Annotated in this window: 24 protein-coding genes and 1 pseudogene; 12 read left to right on the top strand and 13 right to left on the bottom strand. The window is 64.9% G+C overall.

All coding sequences use genetic code 11. The features are described from left to right. The first annotated feature begins 62 nt into the window (after positions 1-62). Genes hmuQ through AC0WRY_RS29600 form a run of 5 tightly spaced genes read left to right on the top strand, consistent with a single transcriptional unit; the run spans position 63 to position 3,015 of the window. The gene (hmuQ, locus tag AC0WRY_RS29620) at positions 63-395 is read left to right on the top strand and encodes a heme-degrading protein HmuQ (RefSeq protein ID WP_027573166.1); all 333 of its coding nucleotides are present in this window, start codon (positions 63-65) and stop codon (positions 393-395) included. 27 nt (positions 396-422) lie between these two features. Continuing rightward, positions 423-932, top strand: coding sequence for a heme utilization cystosolic carrier protein HutX (gene hutX, locus AC0WRY_RS29615; protein ID WP_491122135.1), 510 nt, complete (start codon positions 423-425; stop codon positions 930-932). Between the two features lie 25 nt (positions 933-957). After that, complete coding sequence (gene exbB, locus AC0WRY_RS29610; protein WP_491122134.1) at positions 958-1,734, top strand: tonB-system energizer ExbB; 777 nt, start codon at positions 958-960, stop codon at positions 1,732-1,734. A 4-nt stretch (positions 1,735-1,738) separates the two neighbouring features. Further along, positions 1,739-2,185, top strand: a complete 447-nt coding sequence (gene exbD / locus AC0WRY_RS29605; RefSeq protein ID WP_491122133.1) for a TonB system transport protein ExbD — start codon at positions 1,739-1,741, stop codon at positions 2,183-2,185. Then, positions 2,185-3,015, top strand: coding sequence for a TonB family protein (locus AC0WRY_RS29600; protein WP_491122132.1), 831 nt, complete (start codon positions 2,185-2,187; stop codon positions 3,013-3,015). Before exbD ends, AC0WRY_RS29600 begins: the two co-directional genes overlap by 1 nt. Positions 3,016-3,207: 192 nt before the next feature. On the opposite strand, the pseudogene AC0WRY_RS29595 reads toward AC0WRY_RS29600, so the two are convergent. The 5 genes and pseudogenes from AC0WRY_RS29595 to AC0WRY_RS29575 all read right to left on the bottom strand — a co-directional run. Continuing rightward, positions 3,208-4,179, bottom strand: a pseudogene (locus tag AC0WRY_RS29595) (esterase-like activity of phytase family protein); the annotation flags it as partial. Between the two features lie 28 nt (positions 4,180-4,207). Then, on the bottom strand, positions 4,208-5,107 hold the full coding sequence (locus tag AC0WRY_RS29590; RefSeq protein WP_212067358.1) for a carbohydrate ABC transporter permease: 900 nt from the start codon (positions 5,105-5,107) through the stop codon (positions 4,208-4,210). After that, complete coding sequence (locus AC0WRY_RS29585; RefSeq protein ID WP_212067357.1) at positions 5,100-6,056, bottom strand: carbohydrate ABC transporter permease; 957 nt, start codon at positions 6,054-6,056, stop codon at positions 5,100-5,102. The genes AC0WRY_RS29590 and AC0WRY_RS29585 overlap by 8 nt, the downstream gene beginning before the upstream one ends. Positions 6,057-6,225: 169 nt before the next feature. Next, on the bottom strand, positions 6,226-7,566 hold the full coding sequence (locus AC0WRY_RS29580; RefSeq protein ID WP_491122131.1) for an ABC transporter substrate-binding protein: 1,341 nt from the start codon (positions 7,564-7,566) through the stop codon (positions 6,226-6,228). An 84-nt stretch (positions 7,567-7,650) separates the two neighbouring features. Continuing rightward, complete coding sequence (locus AC0WRY_RS29575; protein ID WP_491122130.1) at positions 7,651-8,694, bottom strand: C-terminal binding protein; 1,044 nt, start codon at positions 8,692-8,694, stop codon at positions 7,651-7,653. Positions 8,695-8,948: 254 nt separating this feature from the next. Between AC0WRY_RS29575 and AC0WRY_RS29570 the strand changes: the two genes are divergently transcribed. After that, the gene (locus AC0WRY_RS29570; protein WP_491123512.1) at positions 8,949-10,634 is read left to right on the top strand and encodes a methyl-accepting chemotaxis protein; all 1,686 of its coding nucleotides are present in this window, start codon (positions 8,949-8,951) and stop codon (positions 10,632-10,634) included. 156 nt (positions 10,635-10,790) lie between these two features. Here AC0WRY_RS29570 and AC0WRY_RS29565 read toward each other — a convergent pair whose 3' ends face one another. Together AC0WRY_RS29565 and AC0WRY_RS29560 are read right to left on the bottom strand one after the other, a co-directional pair. After that, a complete protein-coding gene (locus tag AC0WRY_RS29565; protein ID WP_211416022.1) occupies positions 10,791-11,768 on the bottom strand; it encodes a Bug family tripartite tricarboxylate transporter substrate binding protein in 978 nt (325 codons plus the stop codon). A 155-nt stretch (positions 11,769-11,923) separates the two neighbouring features. After that, a complete protein-coding gene (locus AC0WRY_RS29560) occupies positions 11,924-12,859 on the bottom strand; it encodes a DMT family transporter (RefSeq protein ID WP_194404266.1) in 936 nt (311 codons plus the stop codon). Between the two features lie 105 nt (positions 12,860-12,964). Between AC0WRY_RS29560 and AC0WRY_RS29555 the strand changes: the two genes are divergently transcribed. Beyond that, a complete protein-coding gene (locus tag AC0WRY_RS29555) occupies positions 12,965-13,354 on the top strand; it encodes a DUF1330 domain-containing protein (RefSeq protein ID WP_491123511.1) in 390 nt (129 codons plus the stop codon). A 97-nt stretch (positions 13,355-13,451) separates the two neighbouring features. Next, entirely contained in the window at positions 13,452-13,676 is a 225-nt protein-coding gene (locus AC0WRY_RS29550; protein WP_491122129.1) for a DUF3551 domain-containing protein, read from the top strand. A 4-nt stretch (positions 13,677-13,680) separates the two neighbouring features. On the opposite strand, the gene AC0WRY_RS29545 is transcribed toward AC0WRY_RS29550, so the two are convergent. Beyond that, positions 13,681-14,613, bottom strand: coding sequence for a DMT family transporter (locus AC0WRY_RS29545; RefSeq protein ID WP_194404264.1), 933 nt, complete (start codon positions 14,611-14,613; stop codon positions 13,681-13,683). Between the two features lie 367 nt (positions 14,614-14,980). Here AC0WRY_RS29545 and AC0WRY_RS29540 point away from each other — a divergent pair, with 367 nt between their 5' ends. Both AC0WRY_RS29540 and AC0WRY_RS29535 read left to right on the top strand, forming a co-directional pair. Then, a complete protein-coding gene (locus tag AC0WRY_RS29540; RefSeq protein ID WP_194404263.1) occupies positions 14,981-16,273 on the top strand; it encodes an adenylosuccinate synthase in 1,293 nt (430 codons plus the stop codon). Positions 16,274-16,310: 37 nt separating this feature from the next. Further along, positions 16,311-17,921, top strand: coding sequence for a hypothetical protein (locus AC0WRY_RS29535; RefSeq protein ID WP_491122128.1), 1,611 nt, complete (start codon positions 16,311-16,313; stop codon positions 17,919-17,921). A 106-nt stretch (positions 17,922-18,027) separates the two neighbouring features. Here AC0WRY_RS29535 and AC0WRY_RS29530 read toward each other — a convergent pair whose 3' ends face one another. The 3 genes from AC0WRY_RS29530 to AC0WRY_RS29520 form a co-directional block, all read right to left on the bottom strand. Then, positions 18,028-18,324 carry a hypothetical protein gene (locus AC0WRY_RS29530; RefSeq protein WP_249131858.1) on the bottom strand — a complete coding sequence of 99 codons (297 nt, stop codon included), beginning with the start codon at positions 18,322-18,324 and terminating at the stop codon, positions 18,028-18,030. 265 nt (positions 18,325-18,589) lie between these two features. Then, entirely contained in the window at positions 18,590-18,814 is a 225-nt protein-coding gene (locus tag AC0WRY_RS29525) for a hypothetical protein (RefSeq protein WP_491122127.1), read from the bottom strand. A gap of 34 nt (positions 18,815-18,848) precedes the next feature. Continuing rightward, the gene (locus tag AC0WRY_RS29520) at positions 18,849-19,091 is read right to left on the bottom strand and encodes a hypothetical protein (protein ID WP_194404260.1); all 243 of its coding nucleotides are present in this window, start codon (positions 19,089-19,091) and stop codon (positions 18,849-18,851) included. A 142-nt stretch (positions 19,092-19,233) separates the two neighbouring features. Between AC0WRY_RS29520 and AC0WRY_RS29515 the strand changes: the two genes are divergently transcribed. Next, a complete protein-coding gene (locus tag AC0WRY_RS29515) occupies positions 19,234-19,659 on the top strand; it encodes a DUF5413 family protein (RefSeq protein ID WP_483071087.1) in 426 nt (141 codons plus the stop codon). 60 nt (positions 19,660-19,719) lie between these two features. Beyond that, complete coding sequence (locus AC0WRY_RS29510) at positions 19,720-20,259, top strand: DUF4112 domain-containing protein (RefSeq protein ID WP_491122126.1); 540 nt, start codon at positions 19,720-19,722, stop codon at positions 20,257-20,259. 176 nt (positions 20,260-20,435) lie between these two features. Here the strand turns inward: AC0WRY_RS29510 and AC0WRY_RS29505 are convergent, their stop codons facing one another. Together AC0WRY_RS29505 and AC0WRY_RS29500 are read right to left on the bottom strand one after the other, a co-directional pair. Continuing rightward, on the bottom strand, positions 20,436-20,729 hold the full coding sequence (locus AC0WRY_RS29505) for a hypothetical protein (RefSeq protein ID WP_194404257.1): 294 nt from the start codon (positions 20,727-20,729) through the stop codon (positions 20,436-20,438). Between the two features lie 213 nt (positions 20,730-20,942). Next, the gene (locus AC0WRY_RS29500) at positions 20,943-21,104 is read right to left on the bottom strand and encodes a DUF3309 family protein (protein WP_194404256.1); all 162 of its coding nucleotides are present in this window, start codon (positions 21,102-21,104) and stop codon (positions 20,943-20,945) included. Between the last annotated feature and the right edge of the window lie 27 nt (positions 21,105-21,131).

Below are 21,131 nucleotides of genomic sequence, written 5' to 3'. Positions count from 1 at the left end.
GCCGCGCTGATGCTCCAGCGCGGCTTCGGTGCGTTTCGTTTTGATCAGAAGGAGAAACTTTGATGTTCATCGCCATGAATCGTTTCCAGGTGAAGAAGGGCGCGGAGACCGCGTTCGAGACCGTCTGGGCCACGCGCGAATCCTATCTCGGCAGCATGCCGGGTTTCGTCGAGTTTCATCTGTTGAAGGGCCCGGAGGCCGAGGACCACACGCTCTACTCGTCGCACACCAGCTGGGTCGACAAGGCGGCGTTCGAGGCCTGGACGCGCTCCGAGGAATTCCGCCGCGCCCATGCCCGTGCCGACAACAGAACCGGCGAGAGCCTCTATCTCGGCCATCCCAAGTTCGAGGGCTTTGAGGTGATCCAGAGCGAGCGCAAGGCCGCGGCAGCTTGAGGCAATGACGCACTGGAGGAGCCGGACATGTTGAGCACCGATCTCGCCGATCTCAGGGCCTATATGGCCGACAACCCTGGCGCGGTGATCGAGGATGTGGCGCGCGAGCGCAACGTCACCCCGCGCGCGGTGATCGAGGCGCTGCCATCCTCCATGGTGCGTCTCGGTGGCGGCGAGCACTTTGCCGCCGCCATGCAGGACATCGCGGCGTGGGGTGAGGTCACGCTGATCGTTCACACCGATGATGCGATCTTCGAATTCACCGGCGCCATTCCCGCCGGCGAGATCGGCCGCGGCTATTTCAACCTGATGCAGCCGAAGGGCCTGCACGGCCATCTGCGCCACGAGCGCTGCGCGGCCGTTGCCTTCGTCGAGCGGCCCTTCATGGGCAAGACCTCCGCCTTCGTGGCTTTCGTCAATGCCGACGGCGGCATCATGTTCAAGGTGTTCATCGGGCGCGACGAGACAAGGGCGTTGCGGGCGGATCAGCTGGTGCGGTTCCGGCAGCTTGCAGATCGGATCGTGGCCGCAGTGTAGTTCGCTTCAACCTCGGGAGCTCAGGATGCAGAGCAATTCCAGGCTTCGGCATATGATCCTAACCATCGCGCTGGCGCTCGCGCCGGCACCGGCCTTCGCGATCGACGCGGCGCTGCTGCCGCGCAATCTGTCGCCCTGGGGCATGTTCCTCGGCGCCGACGTCGTGGTGAAGACGGTGATGGTCGGACTCGCCGTCGCCTCGCTGGTGACCTGGACGGTGTGGCTCGCCAAGACCATCGAGCTGCGCCGCGAGGGCGCGCTCGCCCTCGAACGGACGCGCGCGCTGGAAGGCAATATGACGCTGGCCGAGGCATCCGCACGGGCCGGCGACGTCCACGACGCGGTTGCCCAACTCATCCAGTCCTGCGCCAGGGAGGCCGAGCTCTCCGGCGGCGTGCTCGACGAAGGCCTTCAGGAACGTGTCGCGCTGCGGCTCGAGCGGGTCGAGGCGGCAATGTCTCGGCAGATCGCGCGCGGCACCGGCGTGCTCGCGACCATCGGTGCGACCGCGCCGTTTGTCGGGCTGTTCGGTACCGTCTGGGGTATCATGAACTCCTTCGTCGGCATTTCGGAGAGCCACACCACCAGCCTCGCGGTGGTCGCACCTGGTATCGCGGAGGCGCTGCTTGCCACCGCGCTTGGCCTCGTCGCGGCGATCCCGGCGGTCGTGATCTACAATCATCTCGTTCGCAGCATTGCCAATTACCGCGCCCTGCTCGGCGACGCCTCGGCGCAGCTGATGTTGCTGGTCAGCCGCCAACGCGACCACAGGGAATTCCGTCTGGCGCGGGCGGCGGAGTAGAGCCATGGCCGCAAAGCTCGGTACGCACTCCGGATCGCCGCTCAAGCGCGGCGACCAGGGCGATCTCGACGTCACCCATGAGATCAACGTCACGCCGTTCATCGACGTGATCCTGGTGCTGCTGATCATCTTCATGGTAGCTGCCCCGCTCGCCACCGTCGACATCGGCGTCGAGCTGCCGGCAACTGCGGCCGAGCCGGCGCCGAGACCGGACAAGCCGGTCTTTCTCACCGTCAAGCCGGACCTTTCCGTCGCAGTCGGCGAAGACGTCGTACCCCGCGATGCGCTCGGCACCTCGCTCGATGCCGCCACCAAGGGCCGCAAGGACGACCGCATCTATCTGCGCGCCGACAAGGCGGTCTCCTATGGCGACCTGATGGAGGTGATGAACGCCTTGCGCAATGCCGGCTATCTCAAGGTCGCGCTGGTCGGCCTCGACGGACGCAGGTGATGGCCGCTAACGCCTTCGCCCTGCACGATCCGCTCGGCGAGCGGGAAGCGGCGCGTTGGGGCATGTCGGCAGGAGCGATCGTGATGCTCCATGTGGCTGCCGCGCTGCTCGCGATCAATTGGCACAGGTCGCAGCCGGAGCAGGGCGTCAGCCTGCCGGCGATCATGGTCGATATGGCGCCGCTGACCTCGGCGCCGCAGTCGACGCAGGATGACATCGCACCTGGGCCGGTGATGCAGCAAGCCGATGCCTCGCCCCCGGAGCCCGTGCAGCAGCAGGCCGTCGAGGAGGCGATCGCGCCGACGCCGCCTCAGGACAAGCCTGACGTCGTGGCGCCGCCGGAGCAAAAGCTCGAGCTGACACCGGCCAAGCCGGAACCCGCGAGGATCGTGCCGGTCGAAAAGCCGGCACCCGCAAAGCCGAAGGTGGTTCGCCGCGAGGCGAAAAAGCCGTCGGAGGCGACGCCTGCGCCGCGCACCAGCGCAGCTCCGCGCGCCGAGCGAGAGGCGCCGATGGCATCGGCCCAGAGCGCCGGGGCGGTGGCCGCCGCGATCGCGTCGTACAACCAACGCGTCCGTGCGCATCTGATGCGCTTTCACTCCTATCCTGCCGGTGGTGGCGGCCAGCGCGGCGTCGCCAGGCTGAGCTTCACCGTCAGCCGCAGCGGGCAAGTGACGTCCAGCCGCCTCGCCGGTTCATCCGGCGTTGTTGTCTTCGACGCCCAGGCTACGTCGATGGTCCGCCAGGCCTCGCCGTTTCCCCCCATACCCGACGAGATCAAGAACGACACGATGAGTTTTACGATTCCTGTGGAATTTACGGTGAGGTGAGGGGGCGCGTTTTCACAAACTCCGGCCGTCGTCCCGGACCAGCGCAAGCGCAGGTCCGGGACCCATAACCACAGGATCGAGTTTGACGAAGGCTCGTCATCGCCATCTCGTGCCACGACTCCGGTTTGGGGTTATGGGCCCCTACGTTCGGGACGACAGTGGAGTGTGTGGCGGCCGAAGAGAATCGCTCTGCTACTTCGCCTTCAGAAAATCCGCGACCTCCAGCAGCACGAACTCGTCGTCGTCGGCCTTGTTGGGATCGCGGCTGGAGGAGAACGGCAGGTTGTTGTCGTTGCCGACGATGATGTGGGTGTCGTCGACCCGATCGACGTTCTCGATGGTGAAGAACGGGAAGGTGTAGACGCCGTCGTTCAGCGGCTTCCGTGCTTTCTTGTCGGGATCCCGGATCTTCATGAGGTCGATATAGCCGATCTTGCGCGCGGGCTTGCCGGCATTGGCGTCGGTCAGCTCGATCTTGTAGACGCGCTTGAACTTGGCGAGATCCGGGAAGCAGTTCTCGCCGCGGGTACCTTGCGGGCAAGCCTTGTCGGCGGTGCCTTCGCCGTTGTCGCGCTCGATGACGAGGCCGGAGGCCGGGTCGATCATGTTGAAGTCGCCGATGGCATTGCCGTTCTGCTCGAACACATAGTGCCAATAGCGGCCGGTGAATTTCTCTGCGGCGACGTCGAATTCGAGGATGCGCGAGGCTTCCTTGCCGTCGACCTTCTCCCAGTCCTTCTTCTCGGCGTCCCAAAGCGGACCCTCGAGCAGGCCGTAGAGGAATTTGCCATCCTTGGAGGACGCAAAGCCTTCATAACCCTTGGAGCGGCGGAGATTGACGTTGGTGTAGGTCGCGCCCGGCGCGCCCGGCGTTGCCACCGCCCAATTGTCGGGCGAGCGCACCGGCTTGCCGTCGGCGACGGTCTCGAACACGCCGAGGATCTTGCCCGATTTGTCGGCCTTCAGGATGTAGGGGCCGAACTCGTCGCCGATCCAGAAGACATCGCCGATGATCTGAAAACCCTCGGTGTCGAAGTCGGAGCCGGTGAGATAGCGCTTCTGGGTGTCCTCGTGCACGATGCGGAAGGGCACCTTCTTGTCGGGGTCGTGCAGGAAGATGGTCTCCAGCCGCTCGATCTTGCCGCCCGCCCAATCCATCTTGTGAAGCCGGGCCAAACGCCGCAGCGGCGATCTACTCCTTCACCGCGCCGGTCAGCGAAGACACGTAGTAATCCACGAACAGCGAGTAGAACACCGCGACCGGCAGCGATCCCAGCAGCGATCCCGCCATCAGCGCCCCCCACTGATAGACGTCGCCGGTGACGAGCTCGGTCAGGATCGCGACCGGCACCGTCTTGTTGGCGCCGCTCTGGATGAAGGCGAGCGCGTAAATGAACTCGTTCCAGGACAGCGTGAAGGAGAAGATGCCGGCCGAAATCAGCCCGGGCACCGCGAGCGGCAGCGTAATCCGCCGCAGGATCTGCAGGCGCGTCGCGCCGTCGACCAGCGCGCATTCCTCGAGCTCGTAGGGGATCGACTTGAAATAGCCGATCAGGAGCCAGGTGCAGAACGGCACCAGGAAGGTCGGGTAGACCAAGATCAGCGCCAGCGGCGAGTCGAACAGGCCGAACTGCACCACGACAGTGGCGAGCGGGATGAACAGGATCGACGGCGGCACGAGATAGGCGAGATAGATGCCGAGGCCGACATAGGGGCTGCCGCGAAAGCGCAGGCGTTCGATGGCATAGGCGGCGAGCGTCGAGGCGACCAGGGACAGCGTGGTCGAGCCGATCGCGACCAGCATCGTCGTCTTCAGCCAGCGCGGATAGGAGGTATCGAACAACAGATGCTTGATATGGGCGAGCGTCGGCGAGGAGATCCAGAACGGGTTGTGATCCCGGTAGTTCATCAGCTCCGCGTTCGGCTTGAACGAGGTGATCGCCATCCAGTAGAACGGAAACAGCAGGATCAGCACGAAGCAGCCGAGCGGCAGGTAGATCATCATCAGCCGCCGCAGCCCGGAATCCCAGGCCATGGTGTCGGGTGCGGCCTTGGCGTCCGCGACGCCGGTTTGCGCGACGGTATCAGTCATTGGCCTCTCCCTGCTGCCATTTGCGGCGCGCCAGGCCGAAATAAGAGAACAGCGTCGCGAACACCAGGAACGGGATCATCGACACCGCGATCGCCGCACCTTCGCCGAGCTCGCCGCCGGCGATGCCGCGCTGAAATGCCAGCGTCGCCAGCAGGTGGGTCGAGTTGACGGGCCCGCCGCGTGTGATGGCGTAGACCAGCTGGAAGTCGGTGAAGGTGAAGATGATCGAGAAGGTCATGACGATGGCGAGGATCGGCATCATCATCGGGAAGGTGATGTAGCGGAAGCGCTGCCAGGCGCTGGCGCCATCGAGCATCGCGGCCTCGTAGAGCGAGGGCGAGATGGTCTGCAGGCCCGCCAGCAGCGAGATCGCGACGAAGGGAATGCCGCGCCAGACGTTCGCCGCGATCAGTGAGAAGCGCGCCGGCCAGGGCGAGCCGAGGAAGTCGACATTGCTCGACCGCCAGTGCAGCACGTCGACGAGCAGATAGGAGATGATCGAGAACTGCGGGTCGTAGATCCACCAGAACGCCAGCGCCGAAAGGACCGTCGGCACGATCCAGGGCAGGAGGATGATGGCACGCAATAGGCTCTTGAACGGAAAATGGTTGTTGAGCAGCAGCGCGAGCCAGAAGCCGAGCGCGAACTTCCCGAAGGTCGCGATTCCCGTATAGACCACGCTGTAGAACACCGCGTTCCACCACAAGGGATCGGTGAGCAGATACTGGAAGTTCTCGAAACCGACGAAAATGCCGCGCCGGCCGATCGTGGTGTCGGTGAAGGCGAGCCAGATGCCGAGGCCAAGTGGATAGGTGAGGAATACCGAGAGCAGCCCGATCGCGGGCGCCAGGCACATCACGATAAGGAACGGCTTGTAGTCGAACAATCGCACCAGCCAAGAGGGCTGCCGATGCGCCAGGGCGGTGGAGGAGAGTGTCGTCACGGACATCAGTGTGTTGTCCCGTCTTTGAAGACCACCACGGCCGTCATTGCGAAGAGCCCGTGACAAAATTGCGGAGCAATTTTGCACTGGTGCGACGAAGCAATCCGGACCATCTCCGCGGAGGGGACCTTGGATTGCTTCGCTGCGCTCGCAATGACGACGCTTCTATCCGGCGCTACTTCTGCCGCCGGAAGTATCGCTTGCAGCGCTGCTCGGCTTCCGCGGCCGCGGCCTCGGGCGTGGCCGCGCCGGTGGCGACAGATGCGCACATCTGTATCAGTACGTAGTCGGCGGTGACTGCTCCGCTCGCGGTCGAGATCGGTCCCTTGTAACCGCTGTAATACGTGCTGTTCATGGTGTTCTTGAAGATCGTCACCTTGGGGTCCTGCGACCACACCGCGGCATCGGCATACGCCGCGAGCGGCTGCGACCAGTAGCCGGAATTGGCGTTGAGCCACGGCTCGTACTGGTCCTTTTCCAGCATGTATTGCAGGAAGGCCTTGGCGGCGTTGGGATAGGGACTGTGTTTGAACACCATGGCGTTGAGCGTGAGCCCATCCATCGGTGAGACCTTGGCGAGGCCTTTGGGCAGCAGTTGATGCTCGCTATCATCCGCGATCGCCTTGGTCGCGGGGTCGTTCTTCAGCGAGAAGTACAGCGAGACGCCGTTGGCCGTCAGCGCGATCTCCTGCGCGGAATAGGCACGATTGTTCGACACATCATTCCAGGATGGCGTGCCGGCGATGAAGGTGGGGTAGAGCTGCTTGACCCAGTTCAGTGCCGCGATCGTTTCCTTGCTGTTGATGGTGACGTTACCGTCTTCGTCGAGCAGCGCCGCGTTGTGCGACCACAGCGCCCAGTTGGCGAAGCCGGTGCCGTCGCCTCTGGCGTTTCCGAGCGCGAAGCCGGCGGGCTTGCCGGCCTTGTGCAGCTTCTGGCAAAGGTCGAGGATTCCGGCATGGTCTTCCGGCACCTTGTCGAAGCCGACCGATTGCAGGATCGACTTGCGGTAGATCAGGGGCCCCGCGGTGGCGCCGAACGGCAAGCCGATCCAGGCGTCGCTCTTGTTCTTCTTGCCATAGCGCTGCGCCAGAGGCAGCCAGCCGCCATAGCGCTTGCCAACATAGTCGGCGACGTCGGTGAGCTCGATCAGCTTGTCGACGTAGATGTGGGGAGCGTCGGAGAAGCCGATGATGATATCGGGGCCCGCGCCGGAGTTCGAGGTGACCGCGGTCTGCTGGTTGATGTCCTCCCAGCCGACGAAGTCGACCTTGACCTCGACGCCGGTCTCCTTGGTGAACTTCGCCGCATTGGCGCGGAACACATCCTCGTCGGCCTGGACGAAACGCACCGGGCGCAGCATGCGCAAGGATGCGCCCTTCTCGATCTCGCGCTTGGGCGCCGCCACGTCGGCGGCCTTGATCGTGGACGTTTGCGCTGCAGCACCGGTGGCCGCGAGCGTTGCAGCGGATAGGCCCAGCGCCAAGGCATCACGACGTGTGATGTCGTTCCTCATCAGTACCTCCCTATGATGTTCCCCTCCCGGCGTTGATCGCCGGTGAAGGGTCGTTTCGGTCGTAGGCGCCTTTGCGCCGGCCGCCTAGCTGTTCGGCCCGCGATCCATGCTGACGGGTTGCCAGCGGCGGAGCGAGGTGGTCTGCAGCACCGACGGATTGACGCAGCTTACCGGCCACATGCCCTGCAGCACCAGTGACAATTCGTAGCCCACCCGGCGCTTGCGCGCCTCGTCAAACCGTGCCGAGGCCGAGGCGACGTGGGCCGTCAGCGTTACGTTCTCCATGCCGAGCAGGGGATTGTTGTGCGAGGGCGGCTCCTTCTCCAGCACGTCGAGGGCGGCGTGCGCGATCCAGCCCTCCTGCAGCGCCTTGATCAGGCTCTCCTCATCCACGGTGGCGCCGCGCCCGGTGTTGATGAAGATCGAGCCCTTCTTCATCTGCCGAAAGTGCTTCTCGGTCAGCATGTGATGCACCTCGGGCCTTGCCGGAGCATGCATCGAGACGAAGTCGGATTGCGACAGCACCTCGTTCAGCGTCGCCGGGATCACGCCGTGGTCGTACATCAGCGTTTCCTGGATGAAGGGATCGTAGGCCATCATGCGCAGGCCGAACGGCGCCGCACGCTTCGCAACCGCACGCGCGACACGGCCGAACGAAACGAAGCCGAGCGTCTGGCCCATCAACCTGGGAACCTTGAGCAGCGCCGGCCGGCCCTCGCCCCAGCGGCCATCGCGCACCATGCGGTCCTGCTCGACCAGGCGGCGGAAGCCGGCAAGCAGCAGCATCATGGCGTGGTCAGCAACTTCCTCGATGAAGGTATCGGGGATGTTGGTCACCGGGATTCCACGGGCCGTGGCGGCCTTGACGTCGACGCTGTCGACGCCGACCGAGCCGAGCGTGATGACCTTGCAAGTCTCCAAGCTGTCGATGATCGACTTGGTGATGGGGATGCCCTTGGCATAGATGGCGTCGGCATTCTTTGCGGCGGCGATGAACCCGGCCTCGTCGGCGGGGGCCTCGACGATCTCGGCATCGATCGGATCGAGCGCTTCGCGCTCGTAGGAATAGTCGCTGCCAGCGACCGTGAAGCTCGCGCCCTTCGGCGTCACCACCCTGTATTTCGGCATTGTCTCGCTCCCGATTTGGTTTGTCGGTTCTTGTTGTGACCCGTCTCCGCAGGCGGGCCTTTGCGTCTTTTACGCGAAATCGGGGTGATGACGTACAATTCCCGGTTGTCGGCCTGCAGATAAATCGCCGTTTTTCGCGGCTGCGCCCGGGCTTCTACGGAGGCACGTAAGTAACTTGCTAAGGGGTGTCCCACTAAAGGTTGATTCAAATCAAAGAGGTCTGCGGTGCGTCCGCACCATTCGAGGAGCCCATGGTGAAGTTGAGCAATCTGAAGATCGCCCCGAAGCTCGGCATCCTTGTCGGCGTCACCTTGTTTGGCCTTTGCATCTCCGGCGTCCTCGCCGGCTATTTGATGAAGCGCGAGATGGTGAATGCGCGCATCGAGCAGGCTAAGGCCATCGTCGAGATGGGACGCAATTACGCCGTGGCGCTGAAGAAGCGCATCGATGCTGGCGAGATGACGAAGGACGCTGCTATGGCTGACCTTCGCCGCTACGGCAATGCGATGACCTATGACAAGGGTGCCGGCTACCTGTTCGGTACGTCCTACGACGGCATCACCCAGTTGGCGCCGGACCCCAAGCAGATCGGTACCAACCGCATGGAGGTCGTGACCAACGGCCGCAAGCTGTCCTGGGAGCTGATGAACGGCGCGAAAGCCAACGGTTCGATCCTGCTGACATACGAATACGCAAAGCCGGGTCAGGAAGGCTTGATCCGGAAGATGGGCTACGCGGTAGCCGTTCCCGAGCTCGAGATGTATCTCGGCACCGGCGCCTATCTCGATGACATCGACGCCAAGATGGGCCCGGTCTACTGGATGCTCGGCCTCGCCATGCTTGGCATCGTCATCGTCGCCGGCGGCGTCGCCTGGTTGATCGGCCGCGGCATCAGCCGTCCTTTGGCGCTGCTCGGCGCCCGCATGAAAGACCTCGCCGACGGCAAGCTCGATGGCGATATTCCAGGCGTCGGTCGTGGCGACGAGGTCGGCGCGATGGCAGCCACCGTCCAGATCTTCAAGGACAATGCCGTCCGCATCCGCGACCTCGAGAAGACCGAAGCCGATGCCAAGGAACGCGTCGCGGCGGAACGCCGCAGCGCGATGGAGGGGATCGCCAACGACTTCGAACGCAGTGTCAACGGCATCGTCCGCTCGGTCTCTTCGGCCGCGGCCGGCATGCAGACCACGGCGCAGTCGATGACCGCGACCGCCAGCGACGCCTCGTCGCGCGCGGCAACGGTCGGTGCGGCCTCGCAAAAGGCTTCCGGCAATGTCGGCACGGTCGCGGCGGCCGCCGAAGAGCTGTCGAGCTCGGTTGCGGAAATCTCCCGCCAGGTGACGCGCTCGACGGAAGTGGCGAGCCGCGCCGTCAGCGACGCCGAGCGCACCAATGCCACGGTGCAGGAGCTCTCCACCGGTGCCGAGAAGATCGGTGAGGTGGTCAAGCTGATCCACTCGATCGCGGCGCAGACCAATCTGCTCGCGCTCAACGCCACCATCGAGGCGGCCCGCGCTGGCGAGTCCGGCCGCGGCTTCGCCGTGGTCGCCTCCGAGGTCAAGGCGCTCGCCAACCAGACCGCCAAGGCCACCGAGGAAATCTCCGCCCAGGTTGCGGCGATGCAGACCTCGACCAGCGATGCCGTGGCGGCGATCGGCGGCATCACGCAGACGATCGCAGAGATGAGCGAGATCACGGCAGGCATTTCCGCCTCGATCGAGCAGCAGGGCGAGGCCACCCGCGAGATCGCCCGCAACATCCAGTCGGTCGCGGCCGGATCGAGCGAGATCAACGCTCATATCGGCAGCGTTACCTCGGCCGCGGAAGCGACCGGCACGGCGGCAGGCGATGTGCTGACCAACGCCCGCGAGCTGGACAACCAGTCCGGCGCGCTGCGCAGCGCCGTCGACAGCTTCCTCGCCAAGGTGCGCGCGGCGTAAGCCGGCGCTCGAGCGTTACCATCAACTACGACGTCATGCCCGGGCTTGTCCCGGGCATCCACGTTCTTGGACACCGAACACGCCGTTGGACGTGGATGGCCGGGACAAGCCCGGCCATGACGGAGAATGCGGAGAGCGCAGCGCGCGCAAGCGCTCCTACTGCTTCTCGATCTTCGCGTTGGTGATCAGCTTCTCCCACAGCACCAACTGCTCGTTGACGAACTTGCCGAGATCTTCCGGCGTGCCGGAAAATGCGTCCATGCCGAGCGTGGCGAGCTGGGCCTTGATTTCCGGCTTCTCGACGATCTTCCTGATCTCGGCGTTGAGCCGCGTCACGATCTCCTTGGGCATGCCGGCCGGACCGAAATAGCCTTGCCACGAGGTGATGTCGAAATCGGGCACGCCGGCCTCTTGCATCGAGGGCAGGTGCGGCACCAGCGGCGAGCGCTCCTTGGTGGTGACGGCGAGCGCGCGCAGCGCGTTGCCGTTGACGTGCGGAAGGCCGGTCAGGATGTCGACGAACATCATCGAGACGCGGCCGCCCATGACGTCGTTGAGCGCCGGCGGCGAGCTCTTGTAGGGCACGTGCAAGAGGTCGAGCCCGGCATTGTGCGCAAAGGTCGCGCCCGACACGATCGCCGAGGATGATCCCGAGGCGTAGCTCAGCTTGCCCGGATTGGCCTTGCCATAGGCGACGAGCTCGCCGACGGTCTTGGCCGGCACCTCCGGATTGACGACCAGCATGAAGGGCAGGTCGCCCGTGCGCGCGATCGGTGTGAAGTCCTTGACGGGATCGTATGTGAGGGTCTTGAGCAGATAGGGATTGGCCGAATGCGTGGTGTTGGTGGTCACCAGCAGCGTGTAGCCGTCGGGGGCGGCCTTCGCGACATAGCTTGCGGCGAGCATGCCGTTGGCGCCCGCCTTGTTCTCGATCACGATGCCGACGCCGAGCGCCTGCGACAGATGCTGCGAGATCAGCCGCGTCGTCGTGTCCGTGCCGCTGCCGGCCGCGAACGGCAAGACCAGCGTGATATTGCGGCTGGGATAATTGTCGGCTTGGGCAGCGGATGCGGCGGCAACACACAATGCGGCCGTGGCGACGGCGCGCAGGTTTCGAATCAGCCCTGAAATCATCTTGAGACGTTCCCTCTTTTTGGTTGGCGGGGAACCTATCTTGTCTGGACAGAAATCAAAAGGCGCGAGTTGACTCGGTCTCGTGTCCCGGACGCAGCGCAGCGCTTCTTCAGCGATGCGCTGCCCGACACCCGTCGTGTGTCCGCCGCGCGGAATTACTTCACGGCCGACCCCTGGCGCGAGGCGATCACGACGCCGGCGAGCACCAGCACGTAGCCGGTCAAGTGAAACGGCTGGAGCTTCTCGCCGAGCAGCAGGATCGCCATCGCCGAGCCGAACACCGGCACCAGATGGAAGAACGGGGCCGCCCGGTTCGGCCCGATCAGCGCCACCCCGCGGTTGAAGAAGAGGTAGGCCAGCGTTGACGGAAAGATCAGGATGTAGCCCAGCGTCGCCAGCGTCATCCCGTCGAGCTGCAGGACGCGGCCGCTTGCCGCCTCCCAGACCGCGGTCGGCAGCAGCATCGTCGCGCCGCAGCAGGTGGTGAAGGACAGGAAGGAGAGCTGATGGATCTTCGGCCGGCGCGGGATGAAGGCGGAGTAGATCCCGAACGCCACCAGCGAGGAGGCGAACATGATGTCGCCCCTGTTGAAGCTGATGCTCGCGAGCGCGGCGAGATCGCCGCGCAGGATGATGATCAGCACGCCGAGAAGCGAGATCGCGATGCCGGCGAATTGCGCGCCCGTCAGCCGCACGCCGAACAGCACCAGCGACCACAGCGCTACGAACAAGGGACCTGCCGACTGGATCAGCAGGGCGTTCAGCGCCTCCGTATATTGCATCGCCCAGTACGAGATCGCGTTGTTGAAGGCGAAGCCCACCAGCGACAGGAACAGCATCAAGGGCAGGCTGCGCCGCAAGGCCGGCCAGTCCCGCTTCAGGTGCGGCCAGGCGAACGGCAGCAGGATCAGGAATACGCCGAACCAGCGGATCGTGGTCACCGTCAGCGGCGGCACATGCGCGCCGACATGACGTGCGAGCACGATGTTGCCCGCCCAGAACAGCGAGCTCAGGCTGAGCAGCAGATAAGGCTGGTTGTTGAGCCAACTGGCCGGATTGGCGGCCTTTGGCGCGGGCGAAGCGATCGTCATTGGCGTTGGATTGGAGCTTGCGCCGGATTGGCGTTGGGGCACAAGTCACAGGGTCGCAATGCTACAATGCAGGCAAACCCCGAGGAGGTGCCATTGGCGGTTAATATGTTGAACGTCGAGGGCCTGGAGCAGCTCGATCCGCAGGCGCCGGTGGTGATGCTGAACCTGATGCGTTTCCACGCGCGCTCGCGCGACGGTGAGGGGTCCGGCTGGGACGCCTATTTGCGCTACAGCGCCGTCACGGTGCCGATGATCAAGGCCCGCGGCGGCACCTTGCTCTGGACCGGCGAGGCCAAGGCTGTCGCGCTAGGACCGCACGCGGGCCATGACTGGGATTTCGTCGCGCTGGTCTATTACCCGTCCGTTGCGGCCTTTCTCGACATGATGACGTCGCAAGCCTACGAGCGTGAAGCCGATCCGCATCGCGTCAACGGCTGCGCCGAGCACGTCATCATCGCGACGCGCGAGGCCTACAGCAAGTTCAGCGCCGGCTGACCCCGCCCGGCTCGCGGCCTTGATCTTGATCAATGGTCCGTCACCGCTTGCCAGCAAGGAATCGGGGTCGGCCTCCCGCGCGCCATCGGAGAATCCCATGCATCGTCTTGCCCTGGTCAGTCTGTCCGCCCTTGTCCTGTCGTGCGGCGCGGGGACCACCCCGGCCCATGCGGCGCGCTATTGCCTACAGGGGGATCAATGGGGCTATCCGGGAAATTGCAGCTTCAATACTTATGAGCAGTGCCGGGTCACGGCGTCCGGCACGCGTGCCTCCTGCGGCATCAATCCGAAATACGCGCACAGAAAGAAGGTCTCGCATTGAGGCGTCAGCTCGCCTGCTTCCGTGACGCCACGAACACGCCCGACAGCACCAGCGCAAATCCGACGAAGTGAAACACCTGCGGGTGTTCGCCCAGGAACGCCATCGCCATGATCGAGCCGAACACCGGCACGACGTGGAAGAACGGCGCGGCGCGGTTGGCGCCGATCAGGCGCACGCCGCGATTGAAGCAGAGATAGGCGAGCGTCGAAGGGAACACCGCGACGTAGAACAGCGTCAGGAGGTTTGGCCCGTCGAGCTTCATCACGGGACGCGCGGACAATTCCCAGATCTCCAGCGGAATGAGGCAGGCCGCGCCGACCCCGAAGGTGAAGGCGAGGAACGACAGGCCATGCATTGGCGGCCGCTTCAGGGTCAGCACCGAGTAGAGCGCGAAGATGACGAGCGCGACGATGAAGATGAGGTCGCCCTTGTTGAATTCGATGTTCGACAGCGTGGTGAAATCGCCATGCAGCAGGATCGTGAGCACGCCGCACATCGACAGCAGCACGCCGAACGCCTGCCCCGCGGTGAGGCGGATGCCGAGGATGGCCAGCGACCACAGCGCCACGACCAGGGGCGCAGCTGATTGCAGCAACAGCGTGTTGAGGGCCTGGGTATGCTCGAGCGCCCAATATTGCAGCGTGTTGAAGGCGCCGATGCCGGTGATCGAGAGCGTGACCATCAGGCCGAGCTTGCTTCGGATCGCCGGCCAGTCCTGGGCGAGATGCTTCCAGGCGAACGGCAGCACCAGCAGGAAGGCGAAGAACCAGCGCAGGAACGATAGGGTGACCGGCGGGATGTGGCCGGCGGCGAGCCGCCCGACGATGGCGTTGCCGGCCCAGCACAGTGCAGTGATGCTCAGCAGCAGGTATGGCTGGTTGGTGATCCAGCTCGGACCGGATGTTTCCGCGCTCGTGGTCTGACCGGTGGCGGACATTGTGATTGATATGGCCCCGCGTGCACCGGGGCTTCCGGCCCGGCGGGATCCGGGCCGGCTGATCGCCCGGCGATACCCAAAGACACGGAAATCGGGGCTGCATCAACGGGGGGCGGACGCATCGCGACCATGCAGCGGGTCAAATCGGTCTCACGCTTTGGTCGAAGCCTGCCGAGCCGCCCTGGAACGTTTCTGGATTTTCCGGGGATATCAAAGGCTTAAACTGCCTCTTGAGCCCCGAAAAACCCCCGTTCTTGCTTGCCTAGAGCGGCCGCTTCCTTTATCCGGTTGGCTGCCTTGCGTGCGAACGGCTTCCCGGCCGTCAGCTGGGCTGGCGCATCTAAAATCTTCGAAGGATTACCCGCGAATGGCCAATGTTGTCGTCGTCGGCGCCCAGTGGGGCGACGAGGGGAAGGGCAAGATCGTCGACTGGTTGTCGGAGCAGGCGGACATCGTCGTCCGCTTCCAGGGCGGTCATAACGCCGGCCATACGCTGGTGATCAACGGCAAGACTTACAAGCTTGCGCTGCTGCCCTCCGGCGTGCTGCGCGAAGGCAAGCTGTCGGTGATCGGCAATGGCGTGGTGTTCGATCCCGCCGCCTTCCTCGACGAGGTCACCAAGTTGCGCTCCCAGGGTGTCGCGGTCTCTCCGGACAATCTGCGCGTGGCGGAGAACGTCACCCTGATCCTGCCGCTGCACCGCGAGCTCGATGCGCACCGCGAATCCGCCAATGCGGCGACGGCGATCGGCACCACCCGCCGCGGCATCGGCCCGGCTTATGAGGACAAGGTCGGCCGCCGCGCCATCCGCCTGATGGACCTCGCCGACCTCGACACGCTCCCGCACAAGATCGACCGGCTGCTGGCCCACCACAATGCGCTGCGCCGCGGGCTCAACCTGCCGGAGTTCGACGGCAAGGATATCCTGAAGGAACTGACCGGGCTGGCGCCTCAGCTTCTTCCTTATGCCGAGACCGTGTGGCGGCTGCTCGACATCAAGCGCCGCGAAGGCAAGCGCATGCTGTTCGAGGGCGCGCAAGGCGCGCTGCTCGACGTCGACCACGGCACCTATCCCTACGTCACCTCGTCCAACACGGTGGCGGCGCAGGCCGCGACCGGTGCCGGCCTCGGGCCGGGCGCGGTCGGCTACGTGCTCGGCCTGTGCAAGGCCTACACGACCCGCGTCGGCCAGGGCCCGTTCCCGACCGAGCAGGACAACGAGACCGGCCGCAAGATCGGCGAGCGTGGCCGCGAGTTCGGCACCAACACTGGCCGTCCCCGCCGCTGCGGGTGGTTCGACGCGGTGCTGGTCCGCCAGGCCGTCCGGACTTGCGGCATCAACGGGCTGGCGCTCACAAAACTCGACATCCTCGACGGCTTCGACACGATCGAGGTTTGCACCGGCTATAAGCTCGACGGCAAGGAGATCGACCATTTCCCGGCCGGCGAGGGCGCCCAGGCCCGGGTCGAGCCGATCTACGAGACCATCGAGGGCTGGAAGGAGCCGACCGCCAGTGCGCGGTCCTGGGCCGACCTGCCGGCCCAGGCCATCAAATATGTCCGGCGGATCGAGGAATTGGTGGGGTGCCCGGTCGCACTGCTTTCCACCAGCCCCGAACGCGAGGATACTATCCTGGTGCAAAACCCGTTTGAGGCTTAACGATCTCTTACCAGGACGCGGGTATAGTTGAGTTGAAATGGCTGATTACTATCCGCTGATCGCCCGCGCTATTGCCGCCCTGGACCCCAACGCTCCCGGCGAGAGCCGTCGCGCGCTTTATGAGCGGGCGCGCACGGCCCTGATCGCGCAGTTGCGCAGCGTGCAGCCGCCGCTGTCCGAATCCGAGATCACCCGCGAGAGGTTGTCGCTGGAGGAGGCCGTCCGCAAGGTCGAATCGGAGGCGGCCCAGCGCGCCCGCGAGGCCTCGCGCCCCGGTGGCGGCGGGCGCAGCGGCGGCAGCGGCGATGCGTTTCGCCGCGCCAGCACAAGAGCAACCGAAGGCAATGCGGCTGCAGCCGCGCCGCCCCAGCCCCGGGCGCGTCCGGCGCCGCCGCCGCCGCGGGCCGACCGTCCGTCCTTCAATGTCGACGACCAGGGCGATACCCAGCGTCCGCCGCGCGCGCCCCGCTTTGACGCTTCGCGCCAACCGGCACCGTCTGCGCCGCCACCGATGCCGGAGCCGCCGGCGGCCGGACGCGATCGCGCCGGTGGGCGCCGTCCTCCTGATATGGGACCTCCGCCATCGCTGCCGCCGGCACCGGGCGTGCGCGGCTTCCGGGACATCACGGCCGATGCCAATGATCTCGGCGGCGCGGCCGCGCAGGCCAGCCGCGCCGCGCGCCGTACCTACGCCAACGTGCCTTCGCCCTCGCCGGAATTCGACCGGCTCGAGCCGAGCCTGGAAAACCGCGCCGGCGAGCAGGACGCACCCTATTCCTACGACGAGTCGATCGAGGAGGCGGAGCGCTACGCGCCGCAACCGCCTTCGCCGCGTCCGCGCATCGCGCCCGAGCGCGACGCCAAGAAGCGCGTCCGTACCGGCTCCGCCTTCCCGTTCAAGAGCGCGATCGCCGTCGGCATCGTGCTGATCCTGGTCGGCGCCGGCATCCTCTGGGGCAAGCCGCTGCTCCAGATCGCGACCAACCTGATCAAGTCCTCGCCGACCCAGGTGGTGGAGGCGCCGAACAATCCCGCGCAGCCGCAGAGCAAGCCGAAGATCCCCGATCGGGTCGGTCAGCCTTCGGCCAGCGACCAGCCGGTCGCGCCGGTGGCGCAGAAGGTCGTGCTCTACGACGAGGATCCGTCCGATCCGAAGGGCAAGCAATATGTCGGCTCGGTGGTGTGGCGGCTGGAGCCGATCAAGGCCTCGGGCGCCCAGAAGGCCGACGTCGCCGTGCGCGCCGACATCGAGATTCCCGATCGCAAGTTCAAGATGACGATGTCGTTCCGCCGCAACACCGATTCCTCGCTGCCGGCGAGCCACACGGCGGAGCTGACCTTCATCCTGCCGCCGGACTTTCCGGGCGGCAGCGTCTCCAACGTGCCGGGCATCCTGATGAAGTCGAACGAGCAGGCGCGCGGCACGCCGCTCGCAGGCCTCGCGGTGAAGGTGACCGACGGCTTCTTCCTGGTCGGCCTGTCCAACGTCGATGCCGACCGCGCCCGCAACGTCCAGCTCCTGAAGGAGCGCTCGTGGTTCGACGTGCCGCTGGTCTACGCCAACCAGCGCCGCGCCATCATCGCCATCGAGAAGGGCGCCCCCGGCGAGCGCGCCTTCAACGACGCCTTCGCGCAGTGGGGCGATTAGGTCAGGTGCGCAATTGCGCACCTGAGAATCCATTTCCACGAATACCGTGCAGCACGATGGATTCCGGGCTCGACGCTGACGCGTCGCCCCGGAATGACGAGTGCAGCTACTGCGCCGCCGCTTCCCGCTTGCGCGATGCGGTGCCGGCAGCCGCTTCGCGGTCCATCACGGCGCGGCAGCCGGGGCTGACCTGCGCCTTGTTCCGCACCATGCAGGCTCTGACCCGCGGGATATCAGGGATTTCACTGGAGCACAGCCGCATCGCATCGCCCGTGCACATCTGCTGCGCTTCGGACGAGAAGGCGAGGCCGGGTGAGGTCTGGAGCGCGATGGCGGTGGTTGCGACGGCCAACAGCGAAGCGGTGGTCTTCAACAGCGAAGCGATGGTCTGAGTGCGTGTCATGCAGAATGGGTCCCCGATATCCCTGGGCTTGAGCCACTTGGTTTTTGGGGCGCCGCACGCGACTTGATTTGCCGCATGTCACAGCCTTCACGCCGGGAACTCTGGTCCCGCATGTGGTCGCTCGATCTCTTGATTGTTCGAATCGAAAAGTGCTGCGCCGCCCGAGCGAAGTATGCGCCATTGCCGCGCGACCGCAATGGTCGGCATGAATGAAATTGCAGTTGTTGCGTGAACGTCACGCAGAAGGCGTGCGCGCGCGATCGGATCAGCCGATCGGAGTACGCGCCGCTTGTTCCATGTCGCTCGCACCGAGCGCGGCGGCGTGTTCCTCGACGGCGGTGACGCCTTTGGCGGTGAGCTCGAACAGGTCACCGTCCTTCATCACATAGCCATCGGCGATCAATTGCCCCATCTTGCCTTGCCGGTCGTCGGCGAAGGCAACGGACTGGCTGATGTCCCGCAGGATCGAGAGCTGTTCGTCGCGCAACATGGCTTCACTCTCCATTCGCCGGGGACTGGGGTCCTCACATGCCGTGGCTCTGAAAGACCTTGCTGCACGACTTCGACAGCTTGGCCCGGTTGGCCTGCAGGCAGCCCTGCACCGCGCCGTCATTGCCGAGGTCCTTGCGACAGAAGCGCGATGCGTCCCGCGAGCAGGCCTGCTGCTCCTGCGGCGAGCCCATGTGGCCTTGCGCGAGAGCAGATGCGTTCGGCAGGCCGCTCAGGGCCGCCAGCGTGATTGTCGCCAGTAGAAATTTGCGGGCCATCGGCGGCTCCAGTCTGCCAGGGATGATTCAGGTCCTGTCTGAACTCGTCGCCTTGTCACTTGTTCCCCCAAAGGCAGAGCCCGCCCCGCTATTCAAGGTTCCCGTGGCGCTGCTATAATCACGGGACAAGTGTGAGGGTTTGATGAAACGCTATCTGGTGTTTGCGCTGGTTGGCCCGTTCGTCGGCGGGTTCCTGCTGCTGCTGACGACGACGTATCAGTCCGGCTATTGGGCCCAGACCAGTCTCGGCGAGGTCGGCAAGCTGTTCGCGGTGTTCTTCAAGACCCTGCAATACAGCTACCTGTTCGGCGTCCTGCCCTCGCTGATGATCGGCGCGGTCGACGACATCCTGGTCCATATCAGGCGGATCGGCCCGGGCTTGCGGATGCTGCTGGTCGGCCTGTTCGCGTTCGTGCTGGCCTCGCTCACCTACAGCTCGCGCGGGCCGGATTCGGGTGCGGTGCAGTTCATCCTGTACGGCCTCGTCGGGTTTGTACCGGCGGTGATTTCGTCCTGGCTCGTGCATAAATACATCAAGGAGCCGCAGGCGGTGGCGGCGCCGACCTGAGCGCGCGACGTTCGGGCGCGGCGCAGCAACTTCCGCCGCGCCGGTGCGTTCTTGAAGGCCATGACCATGTCCGACGACGATATCATCGCTCCGCGCAGGTCCCGTTCAGGGAGCGGTTCGCATGCGGCCTCAGGCAAGGCGGCGCGCGGCCCGATCATCGACCAGGAGGGCCATGAGATCCGCCCCGAAACGCTTGAGCAGGGATTTCGCGAGTTTCGCTTCGATCTCGGGCAAGGCAATCCATTCGGCAATCTGACGCGCGAGCAACGGATCGCGCGGCTCGAGGCGATTGCAAAGCTGCTCGACGTCGCCTTCATCCTGCCCGGCACCAACATCCGCTACGGCATCGACGGCCTGATCGGTCTGATCCCCGTGGTCGGCGACATCATCACCACGGCGATCTCGCTGTGGCTGGTGCGCGAGGCCCGCACGCTGGGCGCGCCCTGGTACCTCACCGCGCGCATGCTCGGCAACGTCGCGCTCGATGGCGTGGTCGGCATGGTGCCGTTCGCGGGCGACGCTTTCGACGTCATGTTCCGCGCCAACATGCGCAACGTGCGTCTGCTCCGCCGCTGGCTCGACAAGCAGCCGCGGATTTAAGAGCGTCGTTCTCCGCAATCGAACATGTCCGAATGGTCGTCATGCCCTGGCTTGTCCCTGGCCATGAGGGGCGCGGAAACGCCGAGGGGCGCGGAAACGCCGCGTTCAAAAACGCAAAAAGCGCGACAACCTTTCGGCCGTCGCGCCTTCTGCGCACATCGGAGGCTTGCGAAAACTTACGCCGCGTCGGCGTCGGTCTCTGCCGTCTGCGCCGGCTTGGGGCGGCGGGGCAGCGGGAAGGCTTCGCTCTCATAGAGCGAGCGGATGCCGTTCTGGTCGAAGCGCGCTTCCTCGACCTGGAGATAGGCGCCGTTCAGCGAATCCGTCGGCAACTGCTCCATCGCGAACTGCACGGCTTCGGCCGCGGTGCCGAACCGGCGATAGGTGAAGCCCGCACGCTTCTTCTTGCGGATCGCGGCGGGGAAGAGTTCGGCGGAGGTGTTGAAGTTGAACGGACGCAGTGGACGCATGGTCAAAGACCTCGTGATCTTCTCTGGGGCTTTAAGCGCGTGGGGTTTGGGAGGGCAGGGCCGCAATCGAGCGGGCCCGCCGCACATGCCATTTTCGCCCTCTAATATAGGCCGTTTTGACAAAAATGCGACCCCTGCGATGGGAGATGATGAATCCACGCATGGCAGCCCCGCAGCCGCAATAAATGTAGCAATTTCAATATTTTATATGATTTATAATTTTCCAAGAAGCAGCAGGACGACCAGCACCACGAGCACGACGCCCCCGATCCCCATGCCGGAATGGCCGAGGCCATAGCCATAACCGCCCATGCGGCCGGACAGGCCCCCGAGCAGATAAATGATCACCAGGATGATTAGGATGGTTCCGAGCATGGCTTCCTCCCTGGCGGCCGCCAAGAT

This window comes from Bradyrhizobium sp. T-12 (assembly GCF_058314695.1).
Note: the sequence above shows the minus strand (reverse complement) of the source record. Positions and strands in the feature narration are given on the sequence as shown.